Annotated in this window: 15 protein-coding genes; 7 read left to right on the forward strand and 8 right to left on the reverse strand. The window is 68.8% G+C overall.

Annotation, left to right across the window (positions count from 1 at the left end):
- Positions 1-139: 139 nt before the first annotated feature.
- Positions 140-1459 (reverse strand): hypothetical protein, encoded by a 1320-nt coding sequence (locus tag ABZS61_RS05920; protein WP_356417155.1) that lies wholly within the window; start codon positions 1457-1459, stop codon positions 140-142.
- 284 nt (positions 1460-1743) lie between these two features.
- Here ABZS61_RS05920 and ABZS61_RS05925 point away from each other — a divergent pair, with 284 nt between their 5' ends.
- From ABZS61_RS05925 to ABZS61_RS05950, 6 genes are all read left to right on the forward strand, one after another.
- Positions 1744-4332, forward strand: coding sequence for a SulP family inorganic anion transporter (locus ABZS61_RS05925; RefSeq protein ID WP_356416727.1), 2589 nt, complete (start codon positions 1744-1746; stop codon positions 4330-4332).
- 185 nt (positions 4333-4517) lie between these two features.
- Positions 4518-6485, forward strand: a complete 1968-nt coding sequence (acs, locus tag ABZS61_RS05930) for an acetate--CoA ligase (protein ID WP_356416729.1) — start codon at positions 4518-4520, stop codon at positions 6483-6485.
- A 231-nt stretch (positions 6486-6716) separates the two neighbouring features.
- Positions 6717-8156 (forward strand): Na+/H+ antiporter NhaA, encoded by a 1440-nt coding sequence (gene nhaA, locus ABZS61_RS05935; RefSeq protein WP_356416731.1) that lies wholly within the window; start codon positions 6717-6719, stop codon positions 8154-8156.
- A 39-nt stretch (positions 8157-8195) separates the two neighbouring features.
- A complete protein-coding gene (locus ABZS61_RS05940; protein WP_356416733.1) occupies positions 8196-8726 on the forward strand; it encodes a phage holin family protein in 531 nt (176 codons plus the stop codon).
- Complete coding sequence (locus ABZS61_RS05945) at positions 8723-9709, forward strand: alpha/beta hydrolase (RefSeq protein WP_356416735.1); 987 nt, start codon at positions 8723-8725, stop codon at positions 9707-9709. Before ABZS61_RS05940 ends, ABZS61_RS05945 begins: the two co-directional genes overlap by 4 nt.
- A gap of 105 nt (positions 9710-9814) precedes the next feature.
- The gene (locus ABZS61_RS05950; RefSeq protein WP_351165640.1) at positions 9815-10018 is read left to right on the forward strand and encodes a hypothetical protein; all 204 of its coding nucleotides are present in this window, start codon (positions 9815-9817) and stop codon (positions 10016-10018) included.
- A 108-nt stretch (positions 10019-10126) separates the two neighbouring features.
- Here the strand turns inward: ABZS61_RS05950 and ABZS61_RS05955 are convergent, their stop codons facing one another.
- From ABZS61_RS05955 to nth, 3 genes are all read right to left on the reverse strand, one after another.
- On the reverse strand, positions 10127-11332 hold the full coding sequence (locus ABZS61_RS05955; protein WP_356416738.1) for a MarP family serine protease: 1206 nt from the start codon (positions 11330-11332) through the stop codon (positions 10127-10129).
- Between the two features lie 91 nt (positions 11333-11423).
- Complete coding sequence (locus ABZS61_RS05960) at positions 11424-12209, reverse strand: CoA pyrophosphatase (RefSeq protein ID WP_356416740.1); 786 nt, start codon at positions 12207-12209, stop codon at positions 11424-11426.
- Positions 12210-12290: 81 nt separating this feature from the next.
- A complete protein-coding gene (nth, locus tag ABZS61_RS05965) occupies positions 12291-13139 on the reverse strand; it encodes an endonuclease III (protein WP_356416742.1) in 849 nt (282 codons plus the stop codon).
- A gap of 254 nt (positions 13140-13393) precedes the next feature.
- On the opposite strand from nth, the gene ABZS61_RS05970 reads away from it, so the two are divergent.
- The gene (locus tag ABZS61_RS05970) at positions 13394-14068 is read left to right on the forward strand and encodes a Crp/Fnr family transcriptional regulator (RefSeq protein ID WP_014046869.1); all 675 of its coding nucleotides are present in this window, start codon (positions 13394-13396) and stop codon (positions 14066-14068) included.
- 81 nt (positions 14069-14149) lie between these two features.
- Here the strand turns inward: ABZS61_RS05970 and ABZS61_RS05975 are convergent, their stop codons facing one another.
- The 4 genes from ABZS61_RS05975 to ABZS61_RS05990 all read right to left on the reverse strand — a co-directional run bounded on the left by ABZS61_RS05975 (position 14150) and on the right by ABZS61_RS05990 (position 16630).
- Positions 14150-14983 (reverse strand): MBL fold metallo-hydrolase, encoded by an 834-nt coding sequence (locus ABZS61_RS05975; protein WP_356416744.1) that lies wholly within the window; start codon positions 14981-14983, stop codon positions 14150-14152.
- Positions 14980-15876: an NUDIX hydrolase gene (locus tag ABZS61_RS05980; protein ID WP_356416746.1), complete on the reverse strand. Its 897-nt coding sequence runs from the start codon at positions 15874-15876 to the stop codon at positions 14980-14982. The genes ABZS61_RS05975 and ABZS61_RS05980 overlap by 4 nt, the downstream gene beginning before the upstream one ends.
- Positions 15877-16001: 125 nt before the next feature.
- Positions 16002-16472 carry a RidA family protein gene (locus tag ABZS61_RS05985; protein ID WP_356416748.1) on the reverse strand — a complete coding sequence of 157 codons (471 nt, stop codon included), beginning with the start codon at positions 16470-16472 and terminating at the stop codon, positions 16002-16004.
- Positions 16472-16630 (reverse strand): DUF4177 domain-containing protein, encoded by a 159-nt coding sequence (locus tag ABZS61_RS05990; RefSeq protein WP_019992579.1) that lies wholly within the window; start codon positions 16628-16630, stop codon positions 16472-16474. The genes ABZS61_RS05985 and ABZS61_RS05990 overlap by 1 nt, the downstream gene beginning before the upstream one ends.
- Positions 16631-16664: the final 34 nt, after the last annotated feature.

Raw genomic sequence — 16664 nt, forward strand, 5'->3', positions numbered from 1 at the left:
CGGCCTGCCCACCGGCGGAGGCGGCCCACCGACCGGCTGACGAACCCTGGACCCAGTCGGCGAGCCCCGGACCCGTCGGTGGGCCCGCGACCCGCCGACGCGCCGGTCGACCGGCCGGGCATGCTCCGGACGAGAAGCCCTATTCCGCGCTCCTGTCGGCGTCTTCACCTGCCGACCGGTCGGCAGGTCCGGCCGGTACGGGGCTGCCAGCGGGCTTCCTCGGAGCGGCCCCTCCGAGGAAGGACGCCCATCCCTGCTGGGGCTCCTGACCGACCTTCAGTGTTCCGAGCCTGGCCAGCGTCGCCGGGTCCTGCGCATCCAGCCAGTCGGCAAGCTGACGGAAGGAGACACACTGCACATCCTGCTGGGTGCAGACGGTCTTGATCGTCTCCTCGATGGCACGCATATAGGTGCCACCGTTCCAGGACTCGAAGTGATTGCCGATGATCAGAGGTGCACGGTTGCCCTTGTACGAGCGAGCGAAGGCCTGAAGCAGACCGTCCCGCATCTGGTTGCCCCAGTACGCGTGCTGGTTCGGGTCCCCCTGCGTCGTGCCGGACTGGTTGAACATGAAGTTGTAGTCCATCGAGAGGGTCTCGAAGGCGCGGCCGGGAACCGGCACGAGCTGGAGGGGGAGATCCCAGACGCCGTCCTTCTTCGCCGGCCAGACCTGGTTGCCGACCCCGCTCGAGTCATAGCGGAATCCCATAGTCCGTGCCGCTGCGACCATGTTCTTCTGCCCTTCGAGGCAGGGCGTGCGTGCGCCGACAAGTTCCTTGTCGTAGTCGAAGGGCAACGGGGCTTCGGTCTTGAGCAGCGGGGCGTTGGTCTTCCAGTTCTTGACGAAGGACTTCGCCTGGCTGATCTCGCTCTTCCACTCCTCGACGGTCCAGGTGCCCACACCACCGTCCGGACCGCAGAAGTGCCCGTTGAAGTGGGTGCCGATCTCGTTGCCGTCGAGCCAGGCGGCACGCAGTTCGTCCAGCGTGTCGCGGATGCCCTCCGTGTCGTTGAAGCCGATGTCGGAGCGGCCGGCCGAATGCTGCGGCGGGTCGTAGAGGGCCTTCTTCTCCTCCGGCAGCAGATACACACCGCTGAGGAAGTACGTCATCTTCGCGTCGTACTTCTTCGCGACACTGCGGAAGTGCGAGAAGAGCTTCTGACTGTCCTCCCCCGCGCCGTCCCAGGAGAACACCACGAACTGCGGCGGCTTCTGGCCTGCCTTCAGGCGCTTCGCCACGGGGAGTTTCGGCTGAGCTCCGGTGTAGGCCGTCGAGCCGTCACCGATGACCTTGACCGCGCCCTTGGGCGCTGCCGCCGGGGAGTGCTCCCCCGCGTCGGCCTCTGACTTCTTTGCGGTGCCGGTACCACCGGCACCGGTACCCGAGCAGCCCGCCAGGCCGGCGATCAATGCAGTGGCTACGGCGCCCAGGGCGATCCTCTTCGTGGCGGCCATCATTACGTCCACCCTCTTCCTTGCAGAAGTCGTGCGTTGAAGTGCCACACGGCGCCGTCAACGTCGCACGCAGCTCTGCGGGAATCAGTACGACAAGCCGGATGAAAAGCTGCTTATTCACTTGAATGAGTGACTCAATGGGCTATCTGATCGAAAACATGGACACAGTTCTTTACTCTCCATTACGATCCGTTTACTGAGAGTTGAGAAATCCCGCCGCTGCACGCCGTGACCCACGGCCGCGTCATCAATGTCCGCGACCGCGCTGCCCCGGAGGAGACGGGAACATGTCTGCCTGCGTCCCCACCCGCGACGACCACACATCCCGCAGTTCGCGCCCGCCCCGAGCCTCGGGAATCAAGCGAACTCACAGCCCCCCACCACCGCCCCGAGGCCGTCGTTTCCGCGTCTCGGGCAACAATCTGTCCGCATCGATCACTGTCTTTCTGATCGCCGTCCCCATGTCGCTCGGCCTCGCCGTCGCCATGGATGCTCCGCTCGAGGCCGGACTGGTCTCAGCGGCCATCGGCGGCATCGTCGCCGGACTGCTCGGCGGCGCTCCTCTCCAGGTCAGCGGCCCGTCCGCCGGACTGACCGTGGTCACAGCCGAGCTGATCCAGATCTACGGCTGGCGAACCACCTGCGCAATCACCATCGGTGCAGGGCTCCTGCAGATCCTGTTGGGCTCGTTGAGAGCCGCCCGCAGTGCACTGGCCGTCAGCCCTGCCATCGTCCACGGCACTCTCGCCGGCATCGGTGTGGCCATCGCGCTCGCCCAGCTGCACATCGTGCTCGGCAGCACACCGCAGAGTTCCGTCCTCGACAACGCCCTTTCACTGCCTGCTCAGTTGACGCAGCTCAGCCCGGCCGCACCTCTCATCGGCGGACTGACCGTCGCTCTGCTTGTCCTGTGGCCACGGCTACCGGGACGCATCGGGCTCATGGTGCGCCGGATTCCGGCAGCACTCGCCGCCGTGGCGATCGCGACGGCCGTGGCCGCCGTGGCCACACCCGGAATCGCCCGGGTCGATCTGCCGTCCTGGAGCTCGCACGCGCTGCCCGAGCTGCCGCAAGGGTCTGCCGCCGCCCTGGCCACCGCAGTCCTCACGGTCATGCTGGTCGCCAGCCTGGAATCCCTGCTCTCCGCAGTCGCCGTGGACAAACTGGCTGCCGACCGGGCGGCCGCCCCGCCCAAGGACGGCACGACACCAGCCACACCCGTGAAGCGCTCCGATCTCGACCGTGAGCTGCGCGCCCAGGGCGTCGCCAACGCGCTGGCGGGAATGTTCGGCGGGCTCCCCGTGTCCGGGGGTGCGGTGCGCAGCTCGGCGAATGTACGGGCGGGGGCGACGGGGCGATCCGCCACGGTGCTGCACGGCTTGTGGGTGCTGCTGGCCGCCATGCTGCTGGTCGCAGCTCTCGAGTGGATCCCACTGGCTGCGCTCGCCGCTCTGGTGATGGTGGTCGGCATCCAGATGGTCAGCTTCGCTCACATCCGTAACGTTCATAAGCACCGCGAATTCCCGGTGTACGGAGCCACGATCACCGGCGTGATCCTGGCCGGCGTCCTCAAGGGCGTGGCGATCGGAATCGCCGTAGCCGTCGTCATCGCCCTGCACCGGCTGGCCCGCACCAGGATCACCGTGTCGAAGCGGGAAGGCAGGTACGTGGTGACCGTCCGGGGGCAGTTGACCTTCCTGGCCGTTCCCAGGCTCAGCCGGACGCTCGGGCGGCTCCCCCAAGGGGCCGACGCGGTCGTCGAGTTGGACGGATTCTTCATGGACCACGCGGCGTACGAGACGATCCAGGAGTGGCGTACCAGCCAGATCGCCCTGGGCGGCCGGATCGTCTTCACCGGGCGGTCCGGGGGCCGGATCGGGGAGCCTGCGTCAGCGGCTCATTCCTGCTGCCGCCCATGGACCCCGTGGCGCAACCACCACTGCCACGACCGGTCCGAGCACACCATCGAGAGCGCAGCCTCCACGGCGACGGCCTCCACAGCCGCCCCCGCCCCGACTGCCGCCAGCGCCGACCGGCGCGGCGCCCATTGGCTACTCAGAGGCCTCAGCTCATTTCAGCGCACCACGGCCCCGCTGGTTCGCGAAGAGCTGGCACGACTGGCCGCCGAGGGCCAGCGGCCCTCCCAGCTGTTCATCACCTGCGCCGATTCCCGCCTGGTGACAAGCATGATCACATCAAGCGGCCCGGGGGACCTCTTCACCGTGAGGAACGTCGGCAATCTCGTTCCGCTGCCGGAGGAGGAGGGCGAAAGCAGCGACGACTCCGTGGCTGCCGCGATCGAGTACGCGGTGGATGTGCTGAAGGTCGAGTCGATCACCATCTGCGGTCACTCCGGATGCGGCGCCATGCAGGCTCTGATGGGGGGCGCGCCGGATGCTCCCAGAACCCCCCTGTGGCGTTGGCTTCGGCACGGCCTGCCGAGCCTCGATCGCATGAAGTCCCGCCACCACACCTGGGCGCGTATCTCCGGGCGGCTGCCCGCCGATGCGGTGGAGCAGCTCTGCCTGACCAATGTGGTCCAGCAGTTGGATCATCTGCGGGCCCATGACTCGGTCGCGCGCCGACTCGCCGCAGGAACCTTGCAGCTCCACGGCATGTATTTCCACGTCGGCGAGGCACAGGCGTACTTGCTGACCGAGGGAGAAAGTTCCGGCACCGGCCCGGACGAGGTCTTCGCCCGCGTCGCACCCGGCCCGGAACCCGGCACCGAGCCCAGCTGGGACCCCAGCCGGGGGCCCGGCCCCGAGCTCACCGCCGAACTCGCCCCTGAGCTCGCCCTTGAGCGCACCCCTCAACCCTGCGGTCCCCCTGTCCGAGCTGCCCACGCCGTACCCGGCACAGCGGTCGACGCCTGAACCGCATGTGTCCCAGGTCCGTGAGACCTTGTGGTCCCGCTTCCACAGTGCACAAACCCACCTGTGGAAGCGGGGCGTGTGCCCCCATACACGAGACACAGGTCTAAACCAATTCCCGGCAGACACTTGTCACCTGGCCTGCGGCCTGATGAGCTGTCCCCCGGGACACAACGGACACCCTGGGAATGGGAGATGTCGTGAGCAACGAAAGCCTGGCCAATCTGCTCAAGGAGGAGCGGCGGTTCGAACCGCCTGCCGATCTGGCCGCGAACGCCAACGTGACAGTGGAGGCGTACGAGCAGGCCGATGCGGACCGGCTGGGCTTCTGGGCCGAGCAGGCCCGCCGCCTGACCTGGGCCACTGAGCCGACCGAAACGCTCGACTGGAGCAACCCGCCCTTCGCGAAGTGGTTCGCCGACGGCAAACTCAACGTCGCGTACAACTGCGTGGACCGCCACGTCGAAGCGGGGAACGGTGACCGGGTCGCCATCCACTTCGAGGGCGAGCCCGGTGACAGCCGCGCGATCACCTACGCGGAGCTGAAGGACGAGGTCTCCCGCGCCGCCAATGCCCTCACCGAGCTCGGTGTCGGTAAGGGCGACCGGGTCGCCGTCTATCTGCCGATGATCCCCGAGGCAGCCGTCGCGATGCTGGCCTGCGCCCGTATCGGCGCCGCCCACTCGGTCGTCTTCGGCGGATTCTCCGCCGACGCCATCGCGGCCCGCATCCAGGATGCGGACGCCAAGGTCGTCATCACCGCCGACGGCGGCTACCGCCGTGGGAAGCCGACCGCGCTCAAGCCCGCCGTGGACGACGCCGTCGCCCGTTTCGACAGCGTCGAGCACGTGCTCGTGGTCCGCCGCACCGGGCAGGACACCGCCTGGACCGAGGGCCGGGACGTCTGGTGGCACGAGATCACCGGCCGGCAGTCCGTCGAGCACGCCCCCGAGGCCTTCGAGGCGGAGAACCCGCTCTTCATCCTCTACACCTCGGGTACGACGGGTAAGCCGAAGGGCATCCTGCACACCTCGGGCGGATACCTCACGCAGGCGGCGTACACGCACCACTCGGTCTTCGACCTCAAGCCCGAGACGGATGTGTACTGGTGCACCGCCGACATCGGCTGGGTCACCGGACACTCCTACATCGTCTACGGCCCGCTCGCCAACGGCGCGACCCAGGTCATGTACGAGGGCACACCCGACACCCCGCACCAGGGGCGCTTCTGGGAGATCGTCCAGAAGTACGGCGTCACGATCCTCTACACGGCACCGACGGCGATCCGTACGTTCATGAAGTGGGGAGACGACATCCCCGCCAAGTTCGACCTGTCGTCGCTGCGTGTCCTCGGTTCGGTCGGTGAGCCGATCAACCCCGAGGCATGGATGTGGTACCGCAAGCACATCGGTGCCGACGCCTGTCCGATCGTGGACACCTGGTGGCAGACGGAGACCGGCGCGATGATGATCTCGCCGCTTCCCGGGGTCACGGCGACCAAGCCCGGCTCGGCGCAGCGCGCACTGCCCGGCATCTCGGCCACCGTTGTCGACGACGAGGCCCGCGAGGTACCGGACGGCGGGGGCGGCTACCTCGTCCTGACCGAGCCGTGGCCGTCGATGCTCCGCACCATCTGGGGCGACGACCAGCGTTTCATCGACACCTACTGGTCACGCTTCGAGGGCAAGTACTTCGCGGGCGACGGTGCGAAGAAGGACGACGACGGTGACATCTGGCTGCTCGGCCGGGTCGACGACGTGATGCTCGTGTCCGGGCACAACATCTCCACCACCGAGGTCGAGTCGGCTCTCGTCTCGCACCCCTCGGTCGCCGAGGCGGCCGTGGTCGGTGCCAATGACGAGACGACCGGTCAGGCAATCGTCGCGTTCGTGATACTGCGCGGCACCGCCACCGCCTCCGAGGAGCTCGTCGCCGAGCTGCGGAACCACGTCGGCACCACGCTCGGCCCGATCGCCAAGCCCAAGCGGGTGCTGCCGGTCGCCGAGTTGCCGAAGACCCGGTCCGGCAAGATCATGCGGCGCCTGCTGCGAGACGTCGCCGAGAACCGTGAGCTGGGCGATGTCACCACGCTCACCGACTCCTCGGTGATGGACCTCATCCAGACACAGCTGCCGACGGCGTCCACGGAGGACTGAGCCGATCCAGTTTCTTTCGTACGGCTCGTAGGGGCATCCGGCAACGCGCCGGGTGCCCCTTCGCGCGTCCAGGGTGAAGATGCGCTTCGATGGGCGACGAGCACTGGATACGTCCATCGGCACCCCGGGTACAGTGACGACCGCGGCCTCTTCGTCAACGGAACAGGCCGACAACCTCATATCAAATTTTCACAGGGGCGCCGGGAAGTCTGGTCGGCACGTGCATCTGCCATGCCATCGCTGCCGTACCCGACCCGGAGGTCTCCCCTCGTGGCCGCGCCTGTACCCCCTTCCCCCCGCCGTACGCTGCTCGGCCGCCTCTCCCTGCCCGAGAGGAACTACGTCGCCGAGGCGTTGAGGGCCGAGACGGTCGGCGGCGTCATCCTTCTGGTCGCTGCCGTCAGCGCGCTGATCTGGGCGAACACCCTCGGTTCCAGCTACGCGGCCGTCAGCGACTTCCACTTCGGCCCCGCATCGCTGGGGCTCGATCTCTCCGTGGCCCATTGGGCGGCCGACGGACTCCTCGCCGTCTTCTTCTTCGTCGCAGGCGTCGAACTCAAACGCGAACTGGTCGCGGGCGAACTGCGCGACCCCCGGGCAGCGGCCCTGCCCGTGGCCGCCGCTCTGTGCGGCATGGCCGTTCCCGCCGTCGTCTACACCCTTGCCGCCGTGTTCGGGAGAGGCTCCGCAGCCGGCTGGGCGGTGCCCACCGCCACCGACATCGCGTTCGCACTGGCAGTTCTCGCGGTCATCGGCACGACGCTGCCGGCGGCGCTGCGCGCGTTCCTGCTCACCCTCGCCGTGGTCGACGATCTGTTCGCGATCCTCATCATCGCGATCTTCTTCACCGAGAACATCAACTTCCTGGCCCTCGCGGGGGCCTTCGCCGGTCTGGCCGTGTTCTACCTCCTGCAGCGCGTGGAAGTCCGTGGCTGGTACGTCTACCTGCCGCTCGCCCTGGTGATCTGGGGGCTGATGTACAACAGCGGCGTCCACGCCACGATCGCCGGTGTCGCCATGGGGCTCATGCTCCGTTGCACCAGGCGCGAAGGTGAGTCCCAGTCTCCCGGCGAACACATCGAGCACCTGGTGCGCCCCTTTTCCGCCGGGTTCGCCGTGCCGGTGTTCGCACTGTTCTCGGCCGGTGTCACCCTCAAGGGCGATGCCCTGGCGGGCGTCTTCACCCGGCCCGAAACACTCGGTGTGGTCCTCGGCCTGGTCGTCGGCAAGACGATCGGCGTCTTCGGCGGCACCTGGCTCGTCGCCCGCTTCACCAAGGCGGAGTTGAACAAGGACCTGGCCTGGGCGGATGTGCTCGCCGTGGCCGCACTCGCCGGGATCGGCTTCACCGTTTCGCTGCTCATCGGGGAGCTCGCCTTCGCGGGCGACGAGGGCATGATCAACGAGGTCAAGGCCGCGGTCCTGCTCGGTTCCCTCATTGCCGCCGTACTCTCCGGTGTACTGCTGAAAGTCCGGGTACGCAGATACAGGGCTCTGTACGAGGCGGAGGAGCTCGACGAGGACGAATCGGGAGTGCCCGACATCTACGAGCAGGAGGACCCGGAGTACCACCTGCGGATGGCTGCGCTCCACGAGAGGAAGGCTGCCGAGCACCGCCGCCTTGCCGAACAGGCGGGGGCAGCGAGCAGCAAGCCGGACAGTCCGGCATGATCTGACATCGGATGTACTGAAGAGGAGAGGGAGTCAGGGATGAGCGACCCCGGCAACTACGCGGGCAGCGCGGACCGTAGTCTCGGACAGCTGTTCGCTTCCGCGACGGCTGAGATGTCTGCGCTGGTGCACGACGAGATCGCCCTGGCCAAGGCCGAGGTACGCCAGGACGTCAAGCGGGGCGTGATCGGCAGCGTGGCGTTCATCGTCACGGGCGTGCTGATCCTGTTCGCGATCCCCGTGCTCAGCTTCGCGGCAGCCTATGGGATCCACAATCTGGGGCTGGGGCTCGCCTGGTCGTTCCTGATCGTGGGCGGCGCGTTCATTCTGCTGGGGATCCTTCTCGCCCTGTTCGGCCTCGCCAAGTTCAAGAAGGTCAAGCCGCCGGAGAAGTCCATCGCTTCGGCCAAGCAGACCGCGGCGGTCCTGCAGGGCGTCAAGCCGCACCCCCGTCCCACCGAACCCGTAGGTGCGATCGGCCGGGCGCCGGGCAGCACGCTCGCGGACAGGGCCATCGAGAGCCGCCCGGTCCAGGACAAGGCGGCCGCTGTGGCACGCTCGTCGACATGACCGACCCCGATTTCAGCGCATCCGGCCCGTACGGCCCAGTGGGACCGTTGGGACCGGCTGCCGGTTCCGGCGGTCCCGTACGTCTCGACGGTCCCTGGACCCACCGCGATGTGGCGGCCAACGGTGCACGCTTCCATATCGCCGAGCTCGGCGACGGGCCGCTCGTGCTGCTGCTGCACGGCTTCCCGCAGTTCTGGTGGACCTGGCGCCATCAGCTGACTGCGCTCGCCGATGCCGGTTTCCGCGCGGTCGCGATGGACCTGCGCGGGGTGGGCGGCAGCGACCGCACGCCCCGGGGCTACGACCCGGCCAATCTGGCGCTCGACGTCACCGGTGTGATCCGCTCGCTCGGCGAGCCGGACGCGGCGTTGGTCGGACATGACATGGGCGGCTATCTCGCCTGGACGGCCGCGGTGATGCGGCCCAAACTCGTACGACGTCTCGTGGTGTCGTCGATGCCGCATCCCCGCCGGTGGCGGTCCTCGATGCTCTCCGACTTCGCACAGTCCAAGGCCGGTTCGCACGTCTGGGGTTTCCAGCGGCCTTGGGTGCCGGAGCGTCAGCTCGTCGCGGACGAGGCGGCGTTGGTCGCCCGGCTGATCCGTGACTGGTCCGGTCCGCGGACCCTGGGCTTTCCCGACGACAAGACGGTGGACGTCTACCGCCGCGCCATGTGCATCCCTTCGACGGCTCACTGTGCGATCGAGCCCTACCGTTGGATGGTTCGTTCGCTGGCCCGTCCGGACGGCGTCCAGTTCAACCGGCGCATGAAGCGCCCCGTGCGCGTACCGACGCTGCATCTGCACGGTTCACTCGATCCGGCGATCCGCACACGTAGTTCCGCGGGGTCCGGCGAGTACGTCGAAGCCCCGTACCGTTGGCGACTTTTCGACGGTCTGGGGCACTTCCCCCACGAGGAGGATCCGGTCGCGTTCTCGACCGAACTCATCAACTGGCTCAAGGATCCCGAGCCCGACCGGTAGCCGACGGGCACAGGTGCCCGACGAACAGCCAATTGCCTGCCGCATAAGCCAATTGGCTGACTCCCACGCGATTACCGACCTTGGGTCACGGGCAGACGTCGGGGTATGGGCTGGACGCGCGACTTCAGTGACGCAGCACGCAACCGCCGCTCGACCGCTCCTGCTGGTCCGAGCACTCATGAGGGGGGCGGCTCTCCGAGCCGGGTGCACGATGTGAGCGATTTCCATGATCTTCGGCTGGGCATTCCGCGTATTCTGCACCGCCGGGCCCGATGGGTCTCGGCGCGGCTGCGGCATCCCCGTGGATGACACAGCAGTCGTCCGACCCGCCACGGCGTAGACACCGGGCGGGCTGTGCCCGCGACGTACCCGGCGCACCTGCCTCGCACACGCGCCGGGTGTCGCGCTACTTCCCGGTCAGAGCGCGCAGCCCTGACTGTCGACCTGCTGGTTAGCTGCCCTGCCGAGCTCGATGTCCTCGCGGATTTCGTCGGCCGTCAGCGCGTAGCCCGTGTCCGGGTCGTCGAGCGACTTGGCGAACACCACTCCGTAGACCTTGCCGTCCGGAGTGAGCAGCGGTCCGCCGGAGTTGCCCTGACGCACGGTCGCGAACAGGGAGTACACATCGCGCCTCACGGTGCCCCGGTGGTAGATGTCCGGGCCGTCGGCGTCGATGCGGCCCCGGATACGGGCGGAGCGTACGTCGTAGGCGCCGTTCTCCGGGAAGCCGGCGACGATGGCGTCGTCGCCGCTCTCCGCGTCGCTGCGGGTGTCGGAGAAGCGCAAGGGCTCCGCGTCGAGGTCCGGGACGTCCAGTACGGCGATGTCGCGCTGCCAGTCGTAGAGGACGACCTTCGCGTCGTACAGCCGGCCTTCGCCGCCGATCTGCACGGTCGGCTCGTCGACGCCGCCGACCACATGGGCGTTGGTCATCACGCGGCGGTTCGAGAAGACGAAGCCGGTGCCCTCCAGGACCTTGCCGCAGCCCGGCGCCATGCCGACGACCTTGACGATGGACTTCTTGGCGCGGGCGGCGACGGGGCTGCCCGCAAGCGCCGGGTCCGGGGCCTTGACCTCGGTGATCGGTTCATTGGCGAAGGGGCTGAAGACCTGCGGGAAGCCGTTCTGGGCCAGGACCGAGGAGAAGTCCGTGAACCACGTGGAGGCCTCATCGGGCATCACCCGGGAGACTCCGAGCAGGACCGAGGAACTACGGACCTCCTTGCCCAGGGTCGGCAGTGACGTGCCCGCAAGTGCGGAGCCGATCAGCCAGGCGACCAGCAGCATGGCCACCACGTTGACCAGCGAGCCGCCCGTGGCGTCCAGGGCGCGCGCGGGCGACCACGTGATGTATCGGCGGAGTTTGTTACCGAGGTGGGTGGTGAACGCCTGTCCTACGGAGGCGCACACGATCACGATCACGACCGCGACGATGGCAGCTGTGGAGGAGACTTCCGACCCGTCGGTCATCTGATCCCAGATGACCGGCAGCAGGTAGACGGCGACAAGACCGCCGCCCAGAAACCCGATCACGGACAGAATGCCGACGACGAAACCCTGGCGGTATCCGATGACCGCGAACCACACGGCGCCGACCAGCAGCAGGATGTCCAGCACATTCACCGTCTATAGCCTCGCAGATTCGTCACCTGGCCCGTCCGGTTCGACGGGGTCCGGGCCAGGCCCGGAACAGCGCAGCACGGGAGTCAGCCTGTCATGCGCGCCAGTCGAGCGGCACCTGCTTGGCCCTGTCCCAAGGGCGTTCCCACCCCGCGTAGTGCAGAATCCGGTCGATCACACCGGCTGTGAATCCCCAGACCAGGGCGGATTCGACCAGAAATGCCGGACCCCGGTGGCCGCTCGGATGGACGGCGGTGGCCCGGTTGGCCGGATCCGTGAGATCCGCCACGGGGACGGTGAAGACGCGGGCGGTCTCGGCCGGGTCGACCACGCCGACGGGGCTCGGCGTCCGCCACCAGCCGAGGACGGGCGTGACCACGAAGCTGCTCACCGGAATGTAGAGACGGGGCAGGACACCGAAGATCTGGACACCGCTCGGATCGAGGCCTGTCTCCTCCTCGGCCTCCCGCAGCGCCGCCCTGAGCGGTCCGGTGGTCGCCTCGTCACCGTCCTCCGGGTCGAGAGAGCCCCCGGGGAAGGACGGCTGGCCTGCATGGGAGCGCAAGGATCCGGAGCGCTCCATCAGGAGCAGCTCGGGTCCGCGCTCTCCCTCCCCGAAGAGGATCAGGACGGCCGACTGGCGGCCGGCTCCGCTCTCGGGCGGCAGAAACCTGCTGAGCTGCTGGGCCTGGACGCTCTGCGCCGCGCTCGCAACGGGGTCCAGCCAGCCGGGCAGCCCTTCAGTGGTGACGGTGACCACGCTGTCGTGGGGCGCCGCGCTGCCGTGGGGCGCACCTGTCTGCGACGCGTCCGTTCGCGTCGTGGCCGCCTGTGTCGTGGCCGCGTTCCCTGCGGCCCGTGTCCTTTGTGCGTGCGTCATGGGCACCCCCGTCGTTGCAACGCCTGTCGTCTGCCATTTCGTTCCGGATACGGGTGGGGCACCCGCGGGGACGGATGGCCGTCACCCGGCTCCCAGGGGTGGGGCGGGCATGCCCGGGTAGTCCGGGGGCGGGCTGAGGCGCTGGCCGGGATATCCGCCCATCTCGTACTTGAGAAGCTTCCTGGCCTTCTCCGGGTCGGTCTCGCCCTCACCGTACGAGGGGCAGAGCGGGGCGATCGGACAGGCGCCGCAGGCGGGCTTGCGGGAGTGGCAGATGCGGCGGCCGTGGAAGACCACGCGGTGCGAGAGCATCGTCCACTCGCTCTTCGGGAAGATCACCGCGATCTCCGCCTCGACCTTTTCCGGGTCCTCCTGCTCCGTCCACTTCCAGCGGCGGACCAGTCGCCCGAAGTGGGTGTCCACCGTGATGCCCGGTACGCCGAAAGCGTTGCCGAGGACGACATTGGCCGTCTTGCGGCCGACGCCGGGCAGCTTCACGAGATCGGCGAGGCGGCCGGGGACCTCACCGCCGAAGTCGTCCCGGAGGGCCGCCGACAGGCCGATCAGGGACCTTGTCTTGGCCCGGAAGAAGCCGGTCGGCCGGATGATCTCCTCGAGCTTCTCGGGTGCGGCGGCAGCCATGTCCTCGGGCGTCGGACAGGCGGCGAAGAGTGCGGGAGTCGTCTGGTTGACCCTCAGGTCGGTGGTCTGGGCGGAGAGCACCGTGGCCACCAGGAGCTCGAAGGGGTTACGGAAATCCAGCTCGGGATGGGCATACGGATAGAGCTCGGCCAGCTCGCGGTTGATCCTGCGGGCACGGCGGACCATCGCGAGGTGCGATTCCGGTTTCGCCGTCCTCTTCGCTGCCGTGGACGCCCCGGCCGGGCGCTTCGCGGCATTTTTCCGACCCCGAACGGGCTGTTCGCCCACAGCGGAATTCTTGTCCTCCGACACCCCATCAGCCCCCTTGGCCTGCGCTCTCACCGGCTTTCCGGACACTCGGCCAGCCTAGGGCCAGGCGCCGACATCCGCCCCGGTCACCGCCCATCCACGCCCAATCGGCCCCCCTGCCGTAGGGTCCGGCACGCCCGTGCGTCAAACTGGTTTGTGATTGATCGCACGGTTTTACCGTCCGGCATCATGGGGACCACGGTTCCCTGAACAGGCCGACAAGGAGAGAACTCGTGGACGACGTTCTGCGGCGCGCCCCGCTTTTCGCGGCGCTCGATGATGAGCAGGCCGCGGAGCTCCGCGCCTCGATGAGTGAGGTGACCCTCGCGCGCGGTGACGCGCTGTTCCACGAGGGCGACCCGGGCGACCGCCTGTATGTGGTCACCGAAGGCAAGGTGAAGCTCCACCGCACCTCACCCGACGGACGCGAGAACATGCTGGCCGTCCTCGGTCCCGGCGAGCTGATCGGAGAGCTGTCGCTCTTCGACCCGGGCCCGCGCACCGCCACCGCGACCGCGCTCACCGAGGTCAAGCTCCTCGGCCTCGGCCACGGCGACCTGCAGCCCTGGCTGAACGCGCGCCCCGAGGTGGCCACCGCGCTGCTGCGCGCCGTCGCCCGAAGGCTGCGCAAGACCAACGACCAGATGTCCGACCTGGTCTTCTCCGATGTGCCGGGCCGTGTCGCCCGTGCACTCCTCGACCTGTCGCGCCGCTTCGGCGTCCAGTCGGAGGAGGGCATTCACGTCGTGCACGACCTGACCCAGGAAGAGCTGGCCCAGCTGGTCGGCGCCTCCCGCGAGACGGTCAACAAGGCACTCGCGGACTTCGCGGGCCGCGGCTGGCTGCGCCTCGAGGCACGCGCCGTGATCCTGCTGGACGTGGAGCGGCTGGCGAAGCGTTCGCGCTGAGCGCCGACGCCCACCGGGTACGAAACCGCCGAGAGGCCCCACCGGACGGTGGGGCCTCTCGCGTGTCCGGGAAGGGCCCGATCACTCGATCAGCCCGTGTTCGACCAGGTACTCCAGCTGGGCCCGCACCGACAGCTCCGCGGCAGGCCACAGCGAACGGTCCACGTCCGCGTACACCGCCGCCACCACCTCCGCCGGTGTCCGGTGACCGGCTTCCACGGCTGTCTCCACCTGGGCCAGCCGGTGTGCACGGTGGGCGAGGTAGAACTCGACCGCCCCCTGGGCGTCCTCCAGCACCGGACCGTGCCCCGGGAGCACCGTGTGCACCCCGTCGTCGACCGTCAGCGAGCGCAGTCTCCGCAGCGTGTCGAGGTAGTCGCCGAGCCGGCCGTCCGGGTGCGCGACGAGCGTCGTGCCGCGTCCGAGAATCGTGTCGCCCGTCAGCACCGCACGGTCGGCCGGCAGGTGGAAGGAGAGCGAATCCGCGGTGTGCCCCGGGGTCGGCACGACCCGGAGCTCGAGCCCACCGGTGGTGATCACGTCACCCGCCGTCAGCCCCTCGTCGCCCAGGCGCAGCGCCGCGTCCAGGGCGCGCACCTTGGTACGGGTGAGCTCGGCGAAGCGCGCCGCACCCTCGGCGTGATCGGGATGGCCGTGCGTGAGCAGCGTGAGGCCGACGCGCCGCCCGGACTTCTCCGCGGTGTCGATGACGGCCCGCAGATGTCCTTCGTCGAGGGGACCCGGGTCGATGACGACCGCGAGATCGGAATCCGGCTCCGCGACGATCCAGGTGTTGGTGCCGTCCAGAGTCATCGCCGACGCGTTGGGCGCGAGGACGTTCACCGTACGGGTGGTGGCCGGGCCGGAGAGGACGCCGCCGCGGGGCTGTCCGGGAAGCGCTGCCGCGTCGCTCATACGGAATCGCCCCCGGCGCCGCCGGTCGGGAGGTGTTTGGTGAACTCCTCGTGCCCCGGCCAGCTCAGCACCAACGCGTCGCCCTCCATACGGGCCTGTGCGAGCACAGGAGTCAGGTCCTGGGAATCCGCTGCCTTCAGCGCCTCTGCGGCCGTTCCGTACGGCCTCAGCGCCCGCAGCGTGGCCACCGTCGGCGGCATCATCAGCAGTTCGCCCTTGTCGTAGCCGTCGGCGGCCTCGCCCGGACTGATCCACACCGTCCGGTCAGCCTCCGTGGAAGCGTTGCGGGTGCGCTGGCCCTCCGGGAGCGCGGCCACGAAGAACCAGGTGTCGTACCGGCGCGGTTCGAACTCCGGAGTGATCCAGCGCGCCCACGCGCCCAGCAGGTCGGAGCGAAGGACCAGGCCCCGCCTGTCGAGGAAGGCGGCGAAGGACAGCTCACGGGCCACCAGTGCCTCGCGATCGGCCTCCCAGTCGGCACCCGTGGTGTCGCTCACGACGGTGTCGGCGGTGGGTCCTGCCAGCAGGACGCCCGCCTCCTCGTACGTCTCACGGACCGCCGCACAGACGACGGCCTGCGCCTCGGTGACCGTCTCCACACCCAGCCGTTCGGCCCAGTGCTCCAGGGAGGGCCCCGCCCACCCCACGAGGTGGTCGTCGTCGCGCGGGTCGACCCCGCCACCCGGATAGGCGTACGCACCCCCGGCAAAGGCCATGGAAGTGCGCCGGCGCAGCATGTGGACGGCCGGACCGGTGGTGTCCGTCCCGGACGGGCCGTCCCGCAGCAACATCACCGTGGCCGCACGCCTGGGGTCCACGGCCGTCAGGTCGCCGCTGGCGAGGGCCCTGATCCGTGCGGGCCATTCCGGTGGGTACCACTGACCATTGGGCATGGCCGGAGGCTATCCGGAACCGCGCCGATGTTCGAGGGCTCCCCGGCTCCGTAACTGCCCCTTACACGCAGCATCCCGCCCGGTCGGAGGGACCGGGCGGGATGACAGGGCGGTGAGGGTACGGCTCAGGCCTCGACGAGCTCGACCTGGACCTCGATCTCCACCGGTGCGTCCAGGGGCAGTACGGCGACGCCCACGGCGCTCCGCGCATGCACGCCCTTGTCTCCCAGGACCGCGCCCAGGAGCTCACTCGCGCCGTTGACCACGCCCGGCTGCCCGGTGAAGTCGCTGGCCGAGGCGACGAAGCCCACGACCTTCACGACCCGGGCGATCCGGTCCAGGTCCCCGGCGACGGACTTCACGGCCGCGAGGGCGTTGAGCGCGCAGGTCTTCGCCAGCTCCTTGGCCTCGTCCGGCGTCACCTCGGCGCCGACCTTGCCGGTCACCGCGAGCTTGCCGTCCACCATCGGCAGCTGCCCGGAGGTGTACACGTACACCCCGGACTGCACGGCCGGCTGGTACGAGGCCAGCGGCGGGACGACGCCCGGGAGCGTCATGCCGAGCTCGGCGAGCTTCGCCTCGACGGCGCCCGCCACTACGGCTTCTCCCGCTTCAGGTACGCCACCAGCTGCTCGGGGTTGTTCGGGCCGGGAACGACCTGGACCAGCTCCCAGCCGTCCTCGCCCCAGGTGTCCAGAATCTGCTTGGTCGCGTGCACGAGAAGGGGCACGGTCGCGTATTCCCACTTGGTCATGAGCCGACTGTAATGCCTGGCACAGGCGGTCTCG

It is taken from the genome of Streptomyces sp. NPDC005566 (genome assembly GCF_040605575.1).
Lineage (GTDB): Bacteria > Actinomycetota > Actinomycetes > Streptomycetales > Streptomycetaceae > Streptomyces.